Annotated in this window: 19 protein-coding genes; 12 read left to right on the top strand and 7 right to left on the bottom strand. The window is 68.5% G+C overall.

Annotated features, from left to right (window positions below):
* On the bottom strand, nt 1-233 hold a 233-nt coding region (locus tag MMB92_RS26270; protein WP_277563037.1), incomplete at its 3' end, for a hypothetical protein.
* A gap of 167 nt (nt 234-400) precedes the next feature.
* On the opposite strand from MMB92_RS26270, the gene queA reads away from it, so the two are divergent.
* The 6 genes from queA to MMB92_RS26240 all read left to right on the top strand — a co-directional run bounded on the left by queA (nt 401) and on the right by MMB92_RS26240 (nt 8192).
* The gene (queA, locus tag MMB92_RS26265; protein ID WP_060263312.1) at nt 401-1468 is read left to right on the top strand and encodes a tRNA preQ1(34) S-adenosylmethionine ribosyltransferase-isomerase QueA; all 1068 of its coding nucleotides are present in this window, start codon (nt 401-403) and stop codon (nt 1466-1468) included.
* A 117-nt stretch (nt 1469-1585) separates the two neighbouring features.
* A complete protein-coding gene (gene tgt / locus MMB92_RS26260; RefSeq protein WP_006497510.1) occupies nt 1586-2773 on the top strand; it encodes a tRNA guanosine(34) transglycosylase Tgt in 1188 nt (395 codons plus the stop codon).
* Nucleotides 2774-3006: 233 nt separating this feature from the next.
* Nucleotides 3007-3330 (top strand): preprotein translocase subunit YajC, encoded by a 324-nt coding sequence (gene yajC, locus MMB92_RS26255; RefSeq protein ID WP_006476868.1) that lies wholly within the window; start codon nt 3007-3009, stop codon nt 3328-3330.
* Nucleotides 3331-3436: 106 nt separating this feature from the next.
* Nucleotides 3437-5458 (top strand): protein translocase subunit SecD, encoded by a 2022-nt coding sequence (gene secD / locus MMB92_RS26250; RefSeq protein WP_006482461.1) that lies wholly within the window; start codon nt 3437-3439, stop codon nt 5456-5458.
* A gap of 18 nt (nt 5459-5476) precedes the next feature.
* A complete protein-coding gene (gene secF / locus MMB92_RS26245; protein WP_006482457.1) occupies nt 5477-6427 on the top strand; it encodes a protein translocase subunit SecF in 951 nt (316 codons plus the stop codon).
* A gap of 220 nt (nt 6428-6647) precedes the next feature.
* Nucleotides 6648-8192, top strand: coding sequence for a S41 family peptidase (locus MMB92_RS26240; RefSeq protein WP_230205802.1), 1545 nt, complete (start codon nt 6648-6650; stop codon nt 8190-8192).
* An 18-nt stretch (nt 8193-8210) separates the two neighbouring features.
* Here the strand turns inward: MMB92_RS26240 and MMB92_RS26235 are convergent, their stop codons facing one another.
* From MMB92_RS26235 to MMB92_RS26220, 4 genes are all read right to left on the bottom strand, one after another.
* On the bottom strand, nt 8211-9488 hold the full coding sequence (locus MMB92_RS26235; RefSeq protein ID WP_006482466.1) for an MFS transporter: 1278 nt from the start codon (nt 9486-9488) through the stop codon (nt 8211-8213).
* Nucleotides 9489-9680: 192 nt separating this feature from the next.
* Nucleotides 9681-10262: a YceI family protein gene (locus MMB92_RS26230; RefSeq protein ID WP_006476873.1), complete on the bottom strand. Its 582-nt coding sequence runs from the start codon at nt 10260-10262 to the stop codon at nt 9681-9683.
* Between the two features lie 65 nt (nt 10263-10327).
* Nucleotides 10328-10888, bottom strand: a complete 561-nt coding sequence (locus MMB92_RS26225) for a YceI family protein (RefSeq protein ID WP_006482463.1) — start codon at nt 10886-10888, stop codon at nt 10328-10330.
* An 8-nt stretch (nt 10889-10896) separates the two neighbouring features.
* Nucleotides 10897-11457: a cytochrome b gene (locus MMB92_RS26220; protein ID WP_006482464.1), complete on the bottom strand. Its 561-nt coding sequence runs from the start codon at nt 11455-11457 to the stop codon at nt 10897-10899.
* A gap of 259 nt (nt 11458-11716) precedes the next feature.
* On the opposite strand from MMB92_RS26220, the gene MMB92_RS26215 reads away from it, so the two are divergent.
* The 6 genes from MMB92_RS26215 to MMB92_RS26190 all read left to right on the top strand — a co-directional run bounded on the left by MMB92_RS26215 (nt 11717) and on the right by MMB92_RS26190 (nt 19396).
* Nucleotides 11717-12382: a paraquat-inducible protein A gene (locus MMB92_RS26215; RefSeq protein ID WP_012492950.1), complete on the top strand. Its 666-nt coding sequence runs from the start codon at nt 11717-11719 to the stop codon at nt 12380-12382.
* Entirely contained in the window at nt 12379-13014 is a 636-nt protein-coding gene (locus MMB92_RS26210) for a paraquat-inducible protein A (protein WP_043205735.1), read from the top strand. The genes MMB92_RS26215 and MMB92_RS26210 overlap by 4 nt, the downstream gene beginning before the upstream one ends.
* Entirely contained in the window at nt 13007-14626 is a 1620-nt protein-coding gene (locus MMB92_RS26205; protein ID WP_006482664.1) for an MlaD family protein, read from the top strand. The genes MMB92_RS26210 and MMB92_RS26205 overlap by 8 nt, the downstream gene beginning before the upstream one ends.
* Nucleotides 14623-15348, top strand: a complete 726-nt coding sequence (locus MMB92_RS26200) for a PqiC family protein (RefSeq protein WP_006497516.1) — start codon at nt 14623-14625, stop codon at nt 15346-15348. Before MMB92_RS26205 ends, MMB92_RS26200 begins: the two co-directional genes overlap by 4 nt.
* Before the next feature lie 479 nt (nt 15349-15827).
* Complete coding sequence (locus MMB92_RS26195) at nt 15828-17942, top strand: site-specific recombinase (RefSeq protein WP_006493515.1); 2115 nt, start codon at nt 15828-15830, stop codon at nt 17940-17942.
* A 152-nt stretch (nt 17943-18094) separates the two neighbouring features.
* Complete coding sequence (locus MMB92_RS26190; protein WP_006497517.1) at nt 18095-19396, top strand: class I SAM-dependent RNA methyltransferase; 1302 nt, start codon at nt 18095-18097, stop codon at nt 19394-19396.
* A gap of 73 nt (nt 19397-19469) precedes the next feature.
* On the opposite strand, the gene MMB92_RS26185 is transcribed toward MMB92_RS26190, so the two are convergent.
* Complete coding sequence (locus MMB92_RS26185; protein ID WP_006493327.1) at nt 19470-19934, bottom strand: SRPBCC family protein; 465 nt, start codon at nt 19932-19934, stop codon at nt 19470-19472.
* Nucleotides 19927-20259: a winged helix-turn-helix domain-containing protein gene (locus tag MMB92_RS26180; protein WP_006483451.1), complete on the bottom strand. Its 333-nt coding sequence runs from the start codon at nt 20257-20259 to the stop codon at nt 19927-19929. Before MMB92_RS26180 ends, MMB92_RS26185 begins: the two co-directional genes overlap by 8 nt.
* Nucleotides 20260-20305 lie beyond the last annotated feature (46 nt).

The raw sequence follows: 20305 nt of genomic DNA, 5'->3' as shown, positions 1-20305 counted from the left end.
TTCTTCTTGCGCTTCGCACCGGCCGCGCCTGCCTCGTCGCTCGCGGCGGCGCCGTCGGCGTCGGGCGCGGCGGCCGCGGGCTGCGCGAGCCGGCCGTCGGCGCCGCGCTTCGGGCCGGCGCGACGCGTACCGGAGCCCGATGCGAACGGCGCGGGCGACGCGGCATCGTCCGCGTCGAACGGATCGGCGGAATCGGCAACGGCGGCGGGAGAACGGCGTGGTGACACAGGCATCGGATCGTCTGGGTGCTTCGCAAGGCAAGTACAATAGCGGCTTTCACGTCGTCCGAACGAACGACGCCGGCCAGGCCGCGCATCCCGTCATCATAGCGGCTCGCGCGCCCCGATTACGCGTTTCCGCCCTGCCGGCGACGCCCGCCGGCCGCTTCGAACCAGCCCGCATGTTCACGCTTTCCGATTTCGATTTCAATCTGCCGCCCGAGCTGATTGCACAAACCGCGCTGCCCGACCGCACCGCGAGCCGCCTGCTCGAGGTCGACCGCAGCGTCGAGCCCGCACGCCTCGTCGACCGCCATTTCGCCGAATTGCCGTCGTGCATCGCGCCCGGCGACCTGCTCGTGTTCAACGATACCAAGGTGCTGAAGGCGCGTTTCTTCGGCCAGAAGGCCAGCGGCGGCAAGATCGAGGTGCTGATCGAGCGCGTGACCGGCACGCACACGGCGCTCGCGCAGATCCGCGCGAGCAAGTCGCCGGTCGCCGGCACGACGCTGCGCCTGGCCGACGTGTTCGACGTGACGGTCGGCGAGCGCGTCGAGCCGTTCTTCACGCTGCACTTTCCCGCGCCGTGCCTCGACCTGATCGAGCAGTACGGCCGCCTGCCGCTGCCGCCGTATATCGAGCACGATCCCGATGCGACCGACGAGACGCGCTACCAGACCGTCTATGCGAGCAACCCGGGCGCGGTCGCCGCGCCGACGGCCGGGCTCCATTTCGACCAGCCGCTGCTGGAGCAGCTCGACGCGCTGGGCGTCGAGCGCGCGACGCTCACGCTGCACGTCGGCGCCGGCACGTTCCAGCCGGTGCGCGTCGACAACATCGCCGAGCACAAGATGCACAGCGAGTGGTACGACCTGCCGCAGTCGCTCGTCGACAAGATCGCCGCGACCCGCGCGCGCGGCGGCAACGTGATCGCGGTCGGCACGACGTCGATGCGCGCGCTCGAAGCCGCGGCGCGCTCGGCCGACGAAGCCGGCCGCCCGCTCGCGGCGACGCAGGCCGAAACCGACATCTTCATCACGCCCGGCTACCGTTTCCGCGTGGTCGACCGGCTCGTGACGAACTTCCACCTGCCGAAATCGACGCTGCTGATGCTGGTGTCCGCGTTCGCGGGCGTCGAGACGATCCGCGCCGCGTACCGGCACGCGATCGAAGAACGCTATCGGTTCTTCAGCTACGGCGACGCGATGCTGCTCACGCGGCGCGACACGCCGGAGGCGCCGGGCGCGTGAGCTCCGCGGGCGGCTCGTCCGCCTGGTGCGTCACCCGTTTTTTCACCGCCGCCGGGCTTCCCGGCGGCGTTTCCAACATGCGCCGGACTGTTTTCCGGTAGCGAGGAGCACGACACGATGACCGAAGGTTCATCCCACGATACGCACGCCCCCGTGCAGGACCGCCCGGCCAACGGGCTCGAATTCGAACTGCTGACGACCGACGGCCACGCGCGCCGCGGCCGCGTGAAGCTCAACCACGGCACGGTCGAAACGCCGATCTTCATGCCGGTCGGCACGTACGGCACCGTGAAGGCGATCCAGCCGCGCGAGCTGCACGAGATCAAGGCCCAGATCATCCTCGGCAACACGTTCCACCTGTGGCTGCGCCCGGGCCTCGACACGATCGACGCGCACGGCGGCCTGCACGGCTTCATGGGCTGGAACAAGCCGATCCTGACCGACTCGGGCGGCTTCCAGGTGTTCTCGCTCGGCGACCTGCGCAAGATCACCGAGGACGGCGTCACGTTCGCGTCGCCGATCAACGGCGACAAGCTGTTCCTGTCGCCGGAAGTGTCGATGCAGATCCAGAAGGTGCTGAACTCCGACGTGGTGATGCAGTTCGACGAATGCACGCCGTACGCGACCAACGGCGTGCCGACGACGCACCAGGAAGCGGCCGACTCGATGCGCATGTCGCTGCGCTGGGCGAAGCGCTCGCTCGACGAGTTCAACCGGCTCGGCAACCCGAACGCGCTGTTCGGGATCGTCCAGGGCGGGATGTTCGAGGACCTGCGCGACGAATCGCTCGCGGGCCTCGCGGAACTCGGTTTCCACGGCCTCGCGATCGGCGGGCTGTCGGTCGGCGAGCCGAAGGAAGACATGATGCGCGTGCTGCGCCACGTGGGCCCGAAGCTGCCGGCCAACAAGCCGCACTACCTGATGGGCGTCGGCACGCCGGAGGACCTGGTCGAAGGCGTCGCGAACGGCGTCGACATGTTCGACTGCGTGATGCCGACCCGCAACGCGCGCAACGGCTGGCTGTTCACGCGCTTCGGCGACGTGAAGATCCGCAACGCGACGCACAAGAACTCGCTGAAGCCGCTCGATTCGACCTGCACCTGCTACACGTGCCAGAACTTCTCGCGCGGCTACCTGCATCACCTGCACCGGGTCGGCGAAATCCTCGGCGCGCAGCTGAACACGATCCACAACCTGCACTACTACCTGCAGCTGATGAGCGAGATTCGCGAGGCAATCGAGACGCACACGTTCGACGCATTCCGGCAACGCTTCGCGGAGGATCGCGCGAGAGGGGTCGACTGACGGGCCGGCGGCCCGCATCGCGGCCAGTCACATAGGACGTGTACTAATTGGCCTGATCAAATCACCGGTCGCGACCGCCAAACATTACAATTACCTTTCCAAACAAGTCGCAACGGTGTCGGTTCGCGCTTTAACAGCTTGATCCGAAAGCGCATTTGCCGATCCGTCTGCGCATGGGGCCGGTGGTAGAATAACCGGCTTATTTTTCGATCTTCCCCTACGGAGAGACCAACGTGCCGTTCATTTCCAATGCCTTCGCGCAAGGTGCCGGTGGCGCCGAATCGAGCCTGATGAGCTTCCTGCCGCTCATCCTGATGTTCGCGGTGCTGTACTTCATCATGATCCGTCCGCAGATGAAGCGTCAGAAGGAACACCGCAACATGCTCGCGGCCATGGCGAAGGGCGACGAAGTCGTCACGAGCGGCGGCCTCGTCGGCAAGGTGACGAAGGTCACCGAAGGCTACATCGGCGTCGAAATCGCCGAAGGCACCGAAATCACCGTGCAGAAGGCTGCCGTCACGACCATTCTGCCGAAGGGCACGATCAAGTCGCTGTAAGGCTTTCACCGAGCGTCCGGCTCCCCGCGCCGTGCCCGCCTGAGAGAGCGGGCCGCCGCGGCGCCGGACGCGACGCTTTCACGCCAACCACCCGTTCGGCCCCCTCATGAATCGTTATCCACTCTGGAAATATGTCGTGATGGTCGTGGCGCTCGCCATCGGCCTTCTGTACACATTGCCCAACTTCTTCGGCGAAGCGCCGGCGGTGCAGGTGTCGAGCGGCAAGGCCACGGTCAAGCTCGACTCGACCACGCTGACCCAGGTCGAATCGGCGCTCGCATCCGCGCAGATCAAGCCGGACGACGTCACCTTCGAGAACACGGCGACCAACGCGAACATCCGCGTGCGCCTGAAGGACACCGATACGCAGCTGCGCGTCAAGGACCTGCTGCAGAAGTCGCTGAACGCCGACCCGAACGATCCGCAGTACGTCGTCGCACTGAACCTGCAGAGCGCGTCGCCGCGCTGGCTGACCGCCCTGCACGCGCTGCCGATGTATCTCGGCCTCGACCTGCGCGGCGGTGTGCACTTCCTGCTCCAGGTCGACATGACGGGCGCGCTCACGAAGAAGCTCGACTCCGACGCCTCCGACGCGCGCTCGCTGCTGCGCGACAAGAACATCCGCGACGGCGGCGTGAGCCGCGTCGAGCAGTCCGTGGTCGTCAACTTCAGCGATGCGCAGACGGCGGAAGACGCCCGCAAGGTGCTCGCCGCGTCGATCACCGAGCTGCAATGGGCGACCCAGCCCGGCGGCGGCGGCACGCAGGTGGTCGGCACGTTCACGCCGGCCGTGCAGAAGGCCGTCGAGGACGCCGCGCTCAAGCAGAACCTGACGACGCTCCACAACCGCGTGAACGAACTCGGCGTGTCCGAGCCGATCCTGCAGCAGCAAGGCAGCGACCGCATCGTCGTCGAACTGCCGGGCGTGCAGGACACCGCGAAGGCGAAGGACATCATCGGCCGCACCGCGACGCTCGAGGCGCGCCTCGCCGACCCGATCAACACGCACCCGAACCCGAACGACCCCGTGCCGCCGGGCGAGGAGCTGTTCACGCAGGGCATCCAGGCGCCCGTGCTGCTGAAGAAGGACGTGATCTTCACCGGCGACCGCATCATCGACGCATCGGCCGGTTTCGACGAACACCAGCGTCCGTCGGTCAACATCCGCCTCGATTCGGCGGGCGGCCGCGCGGTGCGCACGGTGTCGCGCGACAACATCGGCAAGCCGATGGCGATGGTGCTGTTCGAGAAGGGCAAGGGCGAAGTGCTGACGGTCGCGACGATCCAGTCCGAACTCGGCGACCGCTTCCAGATCACGGGCCAGCCGACGCCGCAGGCCGCGGCCGACCTCGCGCTGCTGCTGCGCGCCGGTTCGCTCGCCGCACCGATGGACATCATCGAGGAACGCACGATCGGCCCGAGCCTCGGCGCCGACAACATCAAGATGGGCGTGCACTCGGTGATCTGGGGCTTCTGTGCGATCGCCGTGTTCATGATCGCGTACTACATGCTGTTCGGCGTGGTGTCGGTGATCGGCCTGTCGGTGAACCTGCTGCTGCTCGTCGCCGTGCTGTCGCTGATGCAGGCGACGCTGACGCTGCCGGGTATCGCGGCCATCGCGCTCGCGCTCGGTATGGCGATCGACTCGAACGTGCTGATCAACGAGCGCGTGCGTGAAGAACTGCGCGCCGGCCAGCCGCCGCAGCTCGCGATCCAGGCCGGCTACGCACACGCGTGGGCGACGATTCTCGACTCGAACGTCACGACGCTGATCGCCGGCCTCGCGCTGCTCGCGTTCGGCTCGGGCCCGGTTCGCGCGTTCGCGATCGTGCACTGCCTCGGTATCCTGACGTCGATGTTCTCCGCGGTGTTCTTCTCGCGCGGGATCGTCAACCTCTGGTACGGCGGCCGCAAGAAGCTGAAGTCGCTCGCGATCGGCCAGGTGTGGAAGCCGGAAGGCGCCGCTGCCGCCGCGTCGTTCACCGACGCGGACGAATCGACCGACACCGCGCGCGCCGCGAAGCTCGCCGCCCCGGCGAAGGGCAACGCGCCGCGCGCCGGCAAGCCGCAGCTGCGCAACCGCGCGCAGCAAGGCGTGTCGCCGAAGAAACCGGGCTCGACCCAATAAGGCCCCGGAGACGAAGCCATGGAATTTTTCCGCATCCGTAAAGACATTCCGTTCATGCGGCACGCGCTGGTGTTCAACGTGATCTCGCTGGTCACGTTCCTCGCCGCCGTGTTCTTCCTGTTCCACCGCGGGCTGCACCTGTCCGTCGAATTCACCGGCGGCACGGTGATCGAGGTGCAGTACCAGCAGGCCGCGGAGCTCGAACCCGTGCGCGCGACGCTCGGCAAGCTCGGCTATGCCGACGCGCAGGTGCAGAACTTCGGCACGTCGCGCAACGTGCTGATCCGCCTGCAGCTGAAGGAAGGCCTCACGTCCGCGCAGCAGAGCGACCAGGTGATGGGCGCGCTGAAGGCGCAGAGCCCGGACGTCACGCTGCAGCGCGTCGAGTTCGTCGGCCCGCAGGTCGGCCGCGAGCTCGCGACCGACGGTCTGCTCGCGCTCGCGTGCGTCGTGATCGGCATCGTGATCTACCTGTCGTTCCGCTTCGAATGGAAGTACGCGGTGGCGGGCATCATCGCCAACCTGCACGACGTCGTGATCATTCTCGGCTTCTTCGCGTTCTTCCAGTGGGAGTTCTCGCTGGCGGTGCTCGCGGCGATCCTCGCGGTGCTCGGCTACTCGGTCAACGAGTCGGTCGTCATCTTCGACCGGATCCGCGAAACGTTCCGCCGCGAACGCAAGATGAGCGTGCAGGAAGTGATCAACCACGCGATCACGACCACGATGTCGCGCACGATCATCACGCACACGTCGACGGAAATGATGGTGCTGTCGATGTTCTTCTTCGGCGGCCCGACGCTGCACTACTTCGCGCTCGCGCTGACGGTCGGCATCATGTTCGGCATCTACTCGTCGGTGTTCGTCGCGGGCTCGCTCGCGATGTGGCTCGGCATCAAGCGCGAAGACCTGATCAAGGAAAAGAAGACCGCGCACGATCCGGACGATCCGAACGCCGGCGCGCAGGTTTGAGCGCCCCGCCGTTTCGGCATCGAAGCAAAGCCGGCCCTCTGGGCCGGCTTTTTTTATGCGCGGGCCGCCACGATGCGGCATGCCAACGGCCCGGCCGGCATCGTCACGGGTGTCGGCTACAATCGTCACCGCCCTGCCCCGCCGCCTGCCGGCCGCGCGCGTGGACCGGGCAAGCTCCCCTCTTCACCCGTCCGAACGTGCGGTCCCGATGATGCCTCCCATGCGTGTCGTTCGTCGCCTCGCCGTCTGCGCAGCCGTCGCGGCCGCGTTCCCGTATGCGCCGCTCGTCGGTGCGCAACCGGCATCCGTGCCGGCCGCCGCTGCGCTGCCAGCCGTTTCACCCGCCGCCGCTCCGGTGCCCGCCGCCCCACCGCCATCGCCCTGCCCGCCCGACTGGGAGCCGCAGATCTGCGAACTGAAGGCGGCCGTCGACGTGCTGAAGCAACAGCACCTGACCGACGTCGACATCGGCGCGCTGCTCGACGCCGCGACCCACGACGGGATCAAGACGCTGCCGTACGCGCGCTTCTTCAACGCGAAGGAAGAGCAGGAACGGCGCGACGACGAGCGGCGCGCCCGCGACGGCACGCCGGGCATCGGGATCGTGTTCGAAACGCGGCCCGACGGGCTGCACATCATCGACGTGGTTCCCGATGCGCCGGCGGAAAAGGCCGGCGTGCGGCCCGACGATCTCGTCGTCGCGATGAACGACCGGAGCGTCGTCGGCATCGACGGCGGCGAACTGATGAAACTCGCGAAGGGCGACGCGGGCGTGCCGCTGAAGCTCACGGTGCAGCGCGGCCCGAAGCATGCGGTGCTGACCTTCGCGCCGGTGCGGGCGATCGTCAAGCCGCGTCCGGCAACCGTGAAGCGGCTCGACGGCGACATCCTGTACACGCGGCTGTCGAGCTTTCCGGAGCCGGCGGTCGGCGACTATATCGATGCGGTGCAGGCCGCGCGTCGCGCGGGGCCGCCGGTCAAGCAGATGATCCTCGACCTGCGCATCAATGGCGGCGGCGCGCTCAATGCGGCGATCGGCATCACCGCGCTGTTCGCGGGACGCGACCGCACCGCGATGGTGACGGTCGAGCGCGGCGACACGCATCGCCGCCGCTACACGACCAACTGGCCCGACTACGAACTGCCCGTCATGCACGGCCAGGATCCGCTCGCGCCGCTGCAGGCCGACGACTGGTGGCGCACCGTGCCGCTCGTCGTGCTCGTCGACGGGCAAAGCGCGTCGGCTGCAGAAGCGACCGCGGCGGCGCTGAAGGATCTCGGCCGCGCCAAATTGCTCGGCATGCCGACCTACGGGAAAGGGCTCGCGCAGACGGGCGTCGACCTGATCGACGGCACGCGCCTGAATTTCACGTTCGCGCGCAATCTGCGGCCGAACGGCTGCCCGATGGACGGCTACGGCGTCGTGCCGGACTGGCTCGTGCCGCCGCGCCGCGATGCGGACGTCGACGGCGTGCTGCTGTGGTATCGGGAAGTCGATCTCGCCCGCGCCCCGTATGCGGACCGGCAGGCGCCCGACCCGTTCGCGCAGGTGCACAAGGCCCGCCAGAAGCTGCGCGACGAGCGCGTGCGCGCGAAGGTCGATACGGCGCGGAGCGCGGCGCTGCCGCAGCGCGCATTCGGCACGGCGGCCGACTGGCAGCTCCGGCAGGCGCTCGATGCCCTCGCCGGCCGCCCGGTGCAGACCATCGCCGCGCCCGCGCAACTGATGCCGGCGCAGCCGGTCTGCGAGCGCGGCGGCAACTGAGCCGCCGCCCGCCCCGTTTCAGCGGAATCCGAACCGCCGCCGCAGCACGACCAGCGCCGCGAGGCTCAACACGGCCGCGAACATCAGGTAGAAGCTCGGCGCGGTCTTCATCCCGGTCTCGCGGATCAGCCACGCGATGATGAACGGCCCGAAGCCGCCGAAGATCGTCACCGCGACGTTGTACGCGAGCGACATCCCGGTCGTGCGCGTCTGCACCGGAAACACCTCGGACAACAGCCCCGGCAGCGCCGCGAAGTAGCCGGTCATCAGGAACGCGAGCAGCACCTGCAGCGCGATCAGCGTGCCGAAGCCCGGATGCGCGACGAGATACGCGAACGCCGGATAGATCAGCACGAGGATGCCGACGGCCGGCGCGATCATCACGCGCACGCGGCCGTAGCGATCCGACCAGTGGCCGACGAGCGGCGCGAACGCCATCTGGATCACGCCGACCACGAGGATCGCGGCGAATGCGGCGGACGGCGCGAGGCCGAGCTGCTTCACGCCGTAGGTCGGCATGAACAGCACGAGGTAGGTGGCGACGGTGCCGAGCACGACCACGCCCATGGCCGCGACGAGGCGCGCCTTGTGCGACGCGAACGTATCGCGCAGCGGGTTGGCGGTGCCTTCGGCCGCGAGGAATTCGGGCGTCTCGTCGACCTTGGTGCGGATGTAGTACGCGACCGGCCCGAGCAGCAGCCCGAAGAAGAACGGCACGCGCCAGCCCCACGACGCCATCTGCGCGGCCGACAGCTGCGCGTTCAACACGGTGCCGAAGCCCGCGGCGAGCAGCGTCGTGAGCCCCTGGCTCGCGACCTGCCAGCTCGCGAAGAAGCCGCGCCGGCCGGGCACGTGCTCGGCGAGGAACGCGGTCGCGCTGCCGAACTCGCCGCCGGCCGAGAAGCCCTGCATCAGCCGCGCGGCGACGAGGATCACCGGCGCGGCGACACCGATCGTCTCGTAGGTCGGCAGCACCGCGATGATCAGCGTGCCGGCCATCATCAGCAGGATCGACAGCGTCAGCGCGGCCTTGCGACCGGCGCGGTCCGCATACGCGCCAAGCACGATCGCGCCGAGCGGCCGCATGAAGAACGACACGCCGAACGTGCCGAGCGTGAGCAGCAGCGACACGGTGTCGTTGCCGGCCGGGAAGAACAGCTTCGAGATCGTCACCGCGAAAAAGCCGTAGACGACGAGATCGAACCACTCGAGCGCGTTGCCGATCGACGCGGCGACCACCGCGCGCCACACGCGCGGCGACGAGGCAATGGAGCTGGACTGCGTGACGGCATGCATCGGCGATCTCCTTGTCGTTGTACGTTCTGTTCGAGGCGGCCGCCGTCGCGCCGTCGGCCTGCCCGGCGCCGCATGGCCACATGCGGCGCTCGGGCGATTATAGGCGCGCAAAAAAACCGCCGCGCCCCGGTAACGGGAACGCGGCGGTTGATCCGCGGCGGCCGGCACGATGGCCGGCCGTGCCGGGAAGCCTTACTGCTGCTTGACCGCTTCGGCCGTGATCAGCAGCTTCGTCTTCATCTTGAAGCCGTACTGCTTGCCGTAGTCGAGGCCGAAATCGTCGCGGCTGAATTCGCCGACCGCGTCGACGCCGCACACTTCACGCTTGAGCATCGGGTGCGGCATGCACTTGAACGAATCGATCTTCAGCGTGAGCGGCTTCGTGACGCCATGCAGCGTCAGGTTGCCGACCACCGACACCGGCTTGTCGCCGTCGAACTTGATCGTGCCCTTGTAGTTCGCCTGCGGGAACTTCGCCGCATCGAAGAACTCGGCCGTCTGCAGGTGCTCGTCGAGCTTCGCGCTGCCCGTGTGGATCGACGCGATGTCGGTCGTCACGTCGACCGTGCCGGTCTTCGCCGCACGGTCGAGCGTCACGGTGCCGCTCGACTTGTCGAACTTGCCGCGCCAGACCGACAGGCCGCCGAAGTGGTCGGCCTCGAAGCTCGGGTACGTGTGGCTCGGGTCGAACTGGTAGGTGGCGCTTTCGGCAAAGGCCGAGAACGACAGCGAAGCGGCCAGCGCGCCGGCAGCGATGATCAGATGCTTTTTCAAACCTTTTCTCCTGGAAACGGCGCCGCGCCCTCGCGCGGCATTCAGTTGAGGCAACAACCCGCCGCCTACTTCGTGGCGACGAGATGGAACTTGATCTGCACTTCGTCCGCGACGATCGACGTGTCCTTCCACTCGCCGGTGCCGACGTTGAAGGCCGAACGCTTGATCGGCAGCACGCCGTCGAACGTCTGCGTCGCGCCGTTTTGCGCGACCGTGACGGGCACCGTGACGGTCTCGGCCTTGCCCTTGATCGTCAGCTTGCCGGTCACGTTGTACTTGTTGCCGCCGGCCGGCGCGATCGCCGACGACACGAAGGTCGCCTGCGGATAGGTCTTCGCGTCGAACCAGTCCTTGCCGGCGACCTGGTCGTTGTACATCTTGTCGCCGAGGTCGAAGCTCGCGACGTCGATCGTCATTTGCGCGCTGCCCTGCGCGGCTTTCGCCGGGTCGAACTTCACCTGCGCGGAGAACTTCTTGAACGCGCCTTCGGTCGGCACGTTCATCTGCTTCGACACGGCGGACACCTTGCTCTTCGCGAGATCGACGTCGGCATGCGCCGCGCCCGACGCGACAAGCGCCGCCGCGGCGAACGCGGTCAGCATGGAGCGGGAGAAAGACACTTTCATGGGATCCTTCATTTGGCAAAGGGAAGCATGCGCGACAGCAGGCCGTCGCGGTCCAACAGCTGGTGCTTGAGCGCCGCGAGCACGTGCATCGCGACGAGCGCAAGCAGAATGTAATTCAAAGACACGTGCAGCGTCTTGAAGGTTTCCTTGAGCGCCGGATCGGGATCGATCAGGCGCGGCAGCGGCACGATGCCGAGATAGACGACCGGGATGTTCGACGCCGAGCTGTACAGGTAGCCCGTCACCGGGATCACGATCATCAGCACGTACAGCAGCATGTGCACGCCGTGCGATGCCGCGCGCTGCCACGCCGGCGTGTCGCCCGGCAGCGGCGGCGGCACGTGGGTCGCCCGCCACAGCACGCGCACGACGGCCAGCGCGAACACCGTCACGCCGATCCACTTGTGCCACGAGAAGTACTTCAGCTTGGTCGGCGTGAAGCCGGGGATGTCCGTCATCACCCAGCCGAGCGCGAAGCCGCAGACGATCAGCAGCGCGATCAGCCAGTGCAAGGCGATCGCGGTGTGTGCGTACCGTGCCGGCGCGGCCGGCGGCGATTTCGATGCCATCTTGGATTCCTCAGTTCAGCGAACGGCTGCGCCGGTAAATTCGTCCGACGCATGTCAAGGGCGCCATGCTACCGCAACCTTTTGACGTGCGCGGACTCCGAGAACAGGCGCGCCAGCCGGCTGACGGCTTCCCGCCATGTTACCGACCGGTCACGAAACTCACGATCCTTGACGCATCGAAAAAGCCCTTTTGGTAAGATTGGCGCGGGTTCCGGCCCCGTCGACGCGTTCCCCCAGCCGTCGCGACACCGCCTTTTCCATGCAACGATACGACCTGATTGCCTGCCACGAATGCGACGCACTGTTGCATAAACCGCGCCTGAGCGGCCGCGAGATCGCGCGCTGTCCGCGCTGCGACGCGCTGCTTTATCGCAACAGCACCACGCAGATCGAGCGCATCACCGCGCTCGCGGTCGCCGCGCTCGTCACGTTCATCATCGCGCAGACGTTCCCGATCCTGGAAATGGACCTGAACGGCACGCGCGTGCAGACGACGCTGATCGGCGCGATCGACGCGCTGTGGCGTCAGGACATGGCGATCGTCGGCGTGATGGTGTTCTGCTCGACCGTGCTGTTCCCGCTCGTCGAGATGGCCGCGCTGCTGTACGTGCTGCTGCCGATCCGGCGCGGCATCGTGCCGCCCGGGCTGAACCTCGTGCTGCGCACGATCCAGCTCGTGCGGCCGTGGGGAATGATCGAGGTGTTCATGCTCGGCATCCTGGTCACGATCGTGAAGATGGTGAGCCTCGCGCGCGTCGTGCCCGACGCGGCGCTGTTCGCGTTCGGCGCGCTCACGCTGATGACCGCCGTCGTGCTGATGTTCGACCCGCGCACGCTGTGGGACATCGCCGACGACCTGCGCGCCGGCCGCGCGCCGGAGCGGCCCGACGCCGCCGCGCCGCTGCCGGACGCACCCCGCCGATGACGAGGCCCATGCCGACCGCCGCCCGCGAGGGTTACGCCAGCTGCCACGCGTGCGGGCTCGTGCAGACGATCGACCGGCCGCACGCGCATTGCGCGCGCTGCGGCAGCGCGCTGCACGTGCGCACGCCGAACAGCATCATGCGCACGTGGGCGCTGCTGCTCGCGGCCGCGATCCTCTACATTCCGGCGAACCTGCTGCCGATCATGCGCACGTCGTCGATCGTCGGGTCGCAGCAGGACACGATCATGAGCGGCGTCATCTATTTCTGGACGTCCGGCGACTGGCCGCTCGCCGTGGTCGTGTTCGTCGCCAGCATTCTCGTGCCGATGCTCAAGCTCGGCGTGCTGACGATCCTCGTCACCAGCGCGCAGCGTCGCGCCGCGTGGCGACCGCTGCAGCGCACGCGCCTCTACCGGATCGTCGAGCGCATCGGCCGCTGGTCGATGCTCGACATCTTCGTCGTGACGCTGACCGTCGCGCTCGTCCATTTCCGTTCGCTCGCCGTCATCACGGCCGGCCCCGGCGCGCTCGCGTTCGGCTCGGTCGTGATCCTGACGATGCTCGCGTCGATGCAGTTCGATCCCCGCCTGATCTGGGATCCAGTCGAAACCTCAGGGAATCACCATGAATAGTCCACAAGGCCCGCAGCACGACGCGCCCCGGCCGCCCGATCCGGCGATCTCGACGAAAAGCGGCTGGCTGCCGTCGCTCGTCTGGCTCGTGCCGCTGATCGCCGCGCTGATCGGCATCGGCCTCGTGATCAAGTCCGTGCGCGAGCGCGGCCCGGAAATCACGATCAGCTTCCACAGCGCCGAAGGGCTCGAGCCGGGCAAGACCCAGGTCAAGTACAAGGACGTCGAGATCGGCATGGTCAAGACGATCAAGCTGTCGAAGGACCTGTCGCGCGTGCTGGTCCAGGTGCAGCTCAAGAAGGAAGCCGAGGACTTCGCGGTCCAGGGTTCGCGCTTCTGGATCGTGCGGCCGCGCGTCGGCGCGACCGGCGTGTCGGGGCTCGGCACGCTGCTGTCCGGCGCGTACATCGGCGTCGACGCCGGTCACGGCCAGGACACGCTGACCGACTTCACCGGCCTGGAGACGCCACCCGCCGTCACCGGCGACCAGAAAGGCACGCAATACGTGCTGCGCGGCGATTCGCTCGGCTCGGTCGACATCGGCTCGCCGGTCTACTACCGCCGCGTCCAGGTCGGCCAGGTGGTCGGCTTCTCGCTCGACAAGGACGGCACGGGCGTCACGTTCAACGTGTTCGTCAATGCGCCGTACGACCAGTACGTCGGCCTGAACTCGCGCTGGTGGCAGGCGAGCGGCGTCGACCTGCGGCTCGATTCGAGCGGCCTGAAGCTGAACACGCAGTCGCTCGCGACGGTGATCCTCGGCGGCATCGCGTTCCAGACGCCGCCGAACCAGGGCAGCGGCGCGACCGCACCGAACAACACGACGTTCCGCCTCGGCTCCGACGAGGGCGACGCGATGCGCGACCCGGACGGCCAGCCGCTGCAGGTCGTGATGAACTTCAGCCAGTCGCTGCGCGGGCTCGCCGTCGGCGCGCCGGTCGACTTCCGCGGCATCGTGCTCGGCGAAGTGACGAACATCGGCATCGACTTCGATCCGAAGACGAAGAACTTCCTGATGCCGGTGACGATCAACGTGTATCCGGAACGCCTCGGCCGCCGCTTCCGCGAGACGATCGAGAGCAAGGGCGAACCGGCGCGCCGCGAGATCGTCGAGCGGCTCGTCCAGCACGGGCTGCGCGGCCAGTTGCGCACCGGCAACCTGCTGACGAGCCAGCTGTACGTCGCGCTCGACTTCTTCCCGAAGGCGCCGGCCGTGAAGATCGACACGAGCCGCCTGCCGCTCGAGCTGCCGACCGTGCCGAATACGCTCGACGAGTTGCAGCTGCAGGTCGCCGACATCGCGAAGAAGCTCGACAAGGTGCCGTTCGACCAGATCGGCGCGAACCTGAACAGCGCGCTCGCGAACGCCGACAAGCTGTTCAAGCAGCTCGACACGCAGGTCGCGCCGGAAGCGCGCGACACGCTGTCGGCCGCGAAGCAGACCTTCTCGACCGCCGAGGCGACGCTGCAGCAGGATTCGCCGCTGCAGTCCGACGTGCGCGGCGCGCTGAAGGAACTCACGCGCACACTGCAATCGCTGAACGCGCTCGCCGACTATCTGGAGCGCCACCCCGAATCGCTGCTCAAGGGCAAGCCAGGAGATAAACAATGACGACACGCGTGAACGGTTTCGCGAGCGGCGCGGCGACGGCGCTCGCCGTACTCGCGCTCGCCGCGTGCAGCTCGCCGCCCGCACGGTTCTACACGCTCAGCCCGGCCGACGCCGCGGCGCCGCTGCGCACCGCGCCGGCCAATCCGGCGTTCCTGATCGAGGTGCCGTCGGTCGGCGTGCCCGAGCAGGTCGCGAAGAGCCAGCTGGTCGTGCAGAAGAACGCCGCGCAGGTCGACGTGCTCGAGCAGGAACGCTGGGCGTCGCCGCCCGCCGACGAGATCCGCCGCGCGCTGTCGGACGATCTCGCCGCGCAGCTCGGCACGATCGACGTCGCGAATTCCGCTTACCCGCCCGGCGTGCCCGTGTACCGCATCAGCGTGAACGTGCAGCGCTTCGAATCGTGGCCGGGCAAGCGCGCCGCGGTCGACGCCGTGTGGAGCGTACGCTCGCTCGCCACGCAGGCCGTGATGACCTGCCGCACGAGCGTCGCGGAACCGGTCGCCGACGGCTACGACGCGCTCGTCGCCGGCCACCGGCGCGCGCTCGACGTGATCGCCTCGCAAGCCGCGGACGGCGTGCGCGCGATGGCCGCACGCCGCGGCACGGCGGCGACGGCCACGCCCACGGCCGGCGGCAAGACGGCCGCCGCGCCGGTCGTGCCGTGTCCGGCCAGCCCGACGTCCGGCGGCGATGCCGGCGCGACGGGCAAGTCCGGCGCATAAGCGGACGCGGACGGCGCGCGGGCGAGCGTTCGACACGACGTGCGACTGCGCGGTGTCGAATGGCGCCGCCCGCTCGGCCGTGCCCGCCGAGTATCGTCGGCCGCACGCCGCCGCAGCCGGCTTCGCCGATCGCCGTCATTGGCCAAGCGGTCGTTGACATTCTTTGTCAAAGCCGCCGGAACCCGCGCCATGCAACGCGGTCGGCTTGCGTTTTCCGGCCCGATTGACGATCCTACGCACTTTCAGGCTCGCGCCGTTCGCCGTGCGCACCAGCCAGCGGCGCCGGGCCGCGTTCGGCCCGACCGCCATGCCTCCCGGCGCCCGCACGCGAATCGCGTGCATCGCAGCGGGGCAGCCGCATCGCGGGTCGCCGCCCGTCGTCCGGCACCGGCCCCGTCTCACCCGTTCTCACCGGCGCCGCGCCGTTGCTCCGGCCGGCATCCCGAACCCGCCCGTCCCGGGCTTTCGCTATTCCGTTTATGTTTCGTTCCCTGACGACCCTGATCAAGAAGTGGCGCGCGTCGCGCAATGCCGGTCACCAGCTCGATGCGCTGCTCGCGCACGCCGATGCCGACGCGTCGTACGCCGAGCGCAGCGAATGGCTGATCGAGCTCGCGCACTGGCTGCGCCGCAACGGCACGGTGCAGGACGCGCAGGCCGAACGCGACGCCGACACGCGCGCGTATCCGGCCCATGCGCGGTTGCGCTACCTGTTCCACGTGCTCGACCGCAATCCCGCGTGGAAAGCGCACGCCGCACGCATCCTGCGCGGCATCCTGCGCGAGTGCGACGGCATCTCGCTGCTGTGCGATGCCGGCATGCCCGTGCATTCGGGCTTCTTCGGCGCGCTGTTCGAGCGGATCGACTCGTCGCTGATCCCGCCCGCGCCGAACCGCCGCGAGCTGTCGGCGTTGTTCACGCTGATGTTCCCGACGCCCGAGGACGCGAAATGGATCGACGCGCTGCCCGACGACCTGCTCGCACGCCTGGCCGAGCTGATCTCGTTCGACGTCACCGAAGAAGAGCGCCACGAGCCCGGCTCGTTCTCGCGCGACCTGCTGGCCGCGCTGCACAACCTGACCTGCCAGATCAGCTCGACGGGCCTGTCGCAGACGGTGCGCAGCCGGCTGTCCGACGACGATGCGCGCAAGCCGCTCGAATCGCAGCCGTTCTACCGCCTCACGCGCGCGATGCTCGCGGTCGAGACCGCGCATGCGGCCGTCGAGGACGGCGGCGACCCGAGCAAGCTGCTGCACGAGGTGAACTACCTGCGCGTGCTGCTCGACGAATGCCGGATCGCCGTCGACGACGTGTTCGCGCACCTGTACCGCAACGGCGTGTCGGTCGACATCGTGTTCCAGGTCGAGCGGATGCGCATGCGCATCCTGCGCGCCGAAACGCTGCTGAACGCATGGATGGCGCGCGACGACCTGCATGGGATGGCGCACCTGACCGCCGAGCTCGTCGACGCGAACCAGAACAGCCAGAGCGTCGCGCACCTCGTGCGCAGCAACTTCTCGCTGTTCGCGCGCAAGCTCGTCGAGACCAACGCGGACACCGGCGAGCACTACATCTCGCGCGGCCGCGCCGAGTACCTGAAGATGCTGCGGATGGCCGCGGGCGGCGGCCTCGTCACCGTCGTGACCGTGTGCGTGAAGTTCGCGATCACGGGCGCGCACCTGCAGTCGATGCTCGAAGGGCTGCTCGCGGGCATCAACTACGCGGCCAGCTTCATGCTGATGCACTTCCTGCACTTCACGCTCGCGACCAAGCAGCCCGCGATGACCGCGCCGACGCTCGCGCGCGAACTCGACGACACCGGCCACGAGGAAGGCGTGAAGGCGTTCGTCGCGTCGGTGATCGCGCTGATCCGCACGCAGGCGGCCGCGATTTCCGGCAACGTGCTGGTCGTGCTGCCGGTGTGCCTGCTCGTGCAGCTGTTCGCGAGCAACGTGCTGCACGCGAACCTGATCTCGCCGGAGAAGGCGCACGCGACGCTGCATTCGTTCTCGCTGCTCGGCCCGACGCCGTTCTACGCCGCGCTCACCGGCGTGCTGCTGTGGGCGTCGAGCCTGCTCGCCGGCTGGGCCGACAACTGGTTCGTGCTGCACCGGGTCGGCGATGCGCTCGCGTACAACCGCCGGCTGCGCCTGACGCTCGGCGCGGCCGGTGCCGCGAAGCTCGCGCACTTCTGTCGTTCGAACGTCGCCGGCGTGGTCGCAAACGTCGGCCTCGGCCTGATGCTCGGCCTGATCCCGGCGATCGTCACCGTGTTCATGTTCCCGTTCGAGGTGCGGCACGTGACGCTGTCGGCCGGCTCGATCGGGATCGCGCTCGGCGTGCTGGGCAAGGGTGCGCTCAGTACGCCCGAACTGTGGTGGGCCGGCGCCGGCGTGCTGAGCATGGCGATCCTCAACGTGCTCGTGAGCTTCGCGCTCGCGTTCACGATGGCCGTGCGCTCGCGCAGCCTGCGCCCGACCAAGGTGCGCGCGCTCGTCGCGGCGATCGTCCGCACGGTGCTGTCGAATCCGCTCGCGCTGTTCTGGCCGGCGGGCAACCCCGCCGCGCGCGCCGGCCAGCCGGGCGCGCACTGACCTGCGGCGGGGTGCGAGGCGGCCGGTCGCCGCCGCGCCGCCCTTCCGGCGCGCACCTATGATCGTCGCGCCGGCGCCGCCGCGCCGAAACGCCGGCCCCGGTCGTCCGCGCCGCGTACAATAGTGGACTTTTGCACGTCCTCACCCGCCTTATGTCCTCGCCCACCCTGTTCGAATTCTTCGCCCCCTGCCCGCGCGGCCTCGAAGCGGCGCTTGCCGCCGAGCTGGCCGAAATCGCCGGCCGCCACCTGAACGGCGCGCCGTTCACCGCGGGCGCGCAGGTGCCGGGCGGCGTCCATTTCAGCGGCGGCTGGGCCGCCGGCATGGCCGCGAACCTCCATTCGCGGATCGCGAGCCGCATTCTGCTGAAGATCGCGCACGGCCCGTACCGCAACGAGCAGGACGTCTACGCGCTCGCGCTCGAGCAGCCGTGGGAGCGCTGGTTCGCGTCGACGCAGACGCTGCGCATCGACATCACCGCGATCAAGTCGCCGCTGAAGAGCCTCGAATTCACGACGCTGCGCGTGAAGGATGCGATCTGCGACCGGATGCGCGAGAAAACCGGCGCGCGCCCGAGCATCGACACCGGTGCGCCGGACGTGCGCGTGTTCGCGTTCCTGACGGCCAACGAATGCACGCTGTACCTCGACACATCGGGCGAGCCGCTGTTCAAGCGCGGCTGGCGTCTCGACAAGGGAGCGGCGCCGCTGCGCGAGAACCTCGCGGCCGGCATCCTGCGCCTGACGGGCTGGACGCCCGGCACCGCGCTGTACGACCCGATGTGCGGCAGCGGCACGTTCCTCGCGGAAGCCGCGCAGATCGCGCTCGGCGTGGCGCCCGGCGTCGAGCGCCGGTTCGGCTTCGAAAAGCTCAAGCAGTACGACATCACCGCGTGGCAGGGGCTGAAGGTCCCGGCGCTCGACGCGAAGCGCGCGGCGCGCGCCAAGCGCGGCGAAGCGCTCGGCGTGTACGGCAGCGACATTTCCGGCGACATGCTCGAGAAGGCGCGCGCGAACCTCGAACGCGCGGGCGTGCCGTCGGTGTGGCTCAAGCAGGTCGACGCGCGCGGGATGACGCCGCCGTCCGACGGGCCGGGCATCCTCCTCGCGAACCCGCCGTACGGCGAGCGGATCGAAGTGCGCGGCCGCAGCGCCCGCGGCGAGGTGCGCGAAACCGGCCGCAACCGCGGCAACGACGACGCATTCCGCCGCACGCACACCGACGCGCCGGACAGCGAGTTCTTCAACGCGCTCGGCGATGCGCTGAAGCAGCGCTTCACGGGCTGGCAGGCGTTCCTGCTGACGTCCGACCGTTCGCTGCCGGGCCAGTTGCGCCTGCGCGAATCGGCCAAGACGCCGCTGTTCAACGGTGCGCTCGAATGCCGGTTGTTCCGCTTCGACCTGATCGCCGGCAGCGTGAAGGCGCGCCCGGCGGCCGCGGAAGGCGACGCGTAAGCCAGCCGTCCGCTGTCACGAGCAACGACGTCCGGGGGCCGCCATCGCGGCCCCTGTGCTTTTGCGCGGCCGGTCAGTGCTTCGACTTCGACCACCGCGCCATCGTGAACGGCAGCGCCTGCCCGGTCTCGAGCAGCGTCTTCAGGCTCGACAGCACGACCGGCCAGCCGCCGCGAATCCCGCGATCCATCTCCGAACCGGGCACCAGCCCGTCGTGCGTGACGGTCAGTTTCACGACGCCCTCGTACGGCTCGACCAGATAGGTCACGCGTGATTCCTCGCCCTCCCCCGACGGCGTGCGCCACGTGACGACCAGCCGGCGCGGCGGATCGTTCTCGACCACTTCGCCGACGATGTCGACCCGTGACGGATCGTCGTAGTCCTGATGTTCCCAGCGCGACCCCGGCCGCCAGTCGGGCGACGCGTTGCGATGCCGCACCCAGTAGTCCTTCGTCAGCTCGGCGTTGGTCAGCGCATCGAACACGCGCTCGGGCGTGGCCGCGATGAAGGTCACGTACACAAAGGCGGGATTACCCATCGTCATCTCCTGTGTCGCGGGGCGCTTCCAGCCCGCGCTTGAGATCCGCCAGCGCCTGCAGGCGCTGACGCTCGAACTTGCCGATCCAGCGTTCCGCGATGTCATGGATCGGCACCGGATTCAGGTAATGCAGCTTCTCCCGGCCGCGCCACGTCGTCGCGACGAGATTCGCGGCCTCGAGCAGCGCAAGGTGCTTGCTGACGGCCTGCCGGCTCATCGCGAGCCCGTCGCACAGCTCGGACAGCGTCTGGCCGTTTTTCGCATGCAGCAGGTCGAGCAACTGACGGCGCGTGGCGTCGGCCAGCGCCTTGAAAACGAGGTCCATGCCGCTCCCGGGTCGATGACCTCATTATGCAACCAAATGGTTGCAT

Source organism: Burkholderia sp. IO2 (assembly GCF_029522185.1).
Classification (GTDB): domain Bacteria; phylum Pseudomonadota; class Gammaproteobacteria; order Burkholderiales; family Burkholderiaceae; genus Burkholderia; species Burkholderia cenocepacia.
This window is presented reverse-complemented; position numbering and strand designations above follow the sequence as displayed.

Excerpts from the sequence above, each read along its gene's own strand:
- queA (WP_060263312.1), top strand. The coding sequence starts at position 401 with ATGTTCACGCTTTCCGATTTCGATTTCAATCTGCCGCCCGAGCTGATT.
- tgt (WP_006497510.1), top strand. The coding sequence starts at position 1,586 with ATGACCGAAGGTTCATCCCACGATACGCACGCCCCCGTGCAGGACCGC.
- secD (WP_006482461.1), top strand. The coding sequence starts at position 3,437 with ATGAATCGTTATCCACTCTGGAAATATGTCGTGATGGTCGTGGCGCTC.
- secF (WP_006482457.1), top strand. The coding sequence starts at position 5,477 with ATGGAATTTTTCCGCATCCGTAAAGACATTCCGTTCATGCGGCACGCG.
- MMB92_RS26240 (WP_230205802.1), top strand. The coding sequence starts at position 6,648 with ATGCGTGTCGTTCGTCGCCTCGCCGTCTGCGCAGCCGTCGCGGCCGCG.
- MMB92_RS26235 (WP_006482466.1), bottom strand. The coding sequence starts at position 9,488 with ATGCATGCCGTCACGCAGTCCAGCTCCATTGCCTCGTCGCCGCGCGTG.
- MMB92_RS26225 (WP_006482463.1), bottom strand. The coding sequence starts at position 10,888 with ATGAAAGTGTCTTTCTCCCGCTCCATGCTGACCGCGTTCGCCGCGGCG.
- MMB92_RS26220 (WP_006482464.1), bottom strand. The coding sequence starts at position 11,457 with ATGGCATCGAAATCGCCGCCGGCCGCGCCGGCACGGTACGCACACACC.
- MMB92_RS26215 (WP_012492950.1), top strand. The coding sequence starts at position 11,717 with ATGCAACGATACGACCTGATTGCCTGCCACGAATGCGACGCACTGTTG.
- MMB92_RS26210 (WP_043205735.1), top strand. The coding sequence starts at position 12,379 with ATGACGAGGCCCATGCCGACCGCCGCCCGCGAGGGTTACGCCAGCTGC.
- MMB92_RS26205 (WP_006482664.1), top strand. The coding sequence starts at position 13,007 with ATGAATAGTCCACAAGGCCCGCAGCACGACGCGCCCCGGCCGCCCGAT.
- MMB92_RS26200 (WP_006497516.1), top strand. The coding sequence starts at position 14,623 with ATGACGACACGCGTGAACGGTTTCGCGAGCGGCGCGGCGACGGCGCTC.
- MMB92_RS26195 (WP_006493515.1), top strand. The coding sequence starts at position 15,828 with ATGTTTCGTTCCCTGACGACCCTGATCAAGAAGTGGCGCGCGTCGCGC.
- MMB92_RS26190 (WP_006497517.1), top strand. The coding sequence starts at position 18,095 with ATGTCCTCGCCCACCCTGTTCGAATTCTTCGCCCCCTGCCCGCGCGGC.
- MMB92_RS26185 (WP_006493327.1), bottom strand. The coding sequence starts at position 19,934 with ATGGGTAATCCCGCCTTTGTGTACGTGACCTTCATCGCGGCCACGCCC.
- MMB92_RS26180 (WP_006483451.1), bottom strand. The coding sequence starts at position 20,259 with ATGGACCTCGTTTTCAAGGCGCTGGCCGACGCCACGCGCCGTCAGTTG.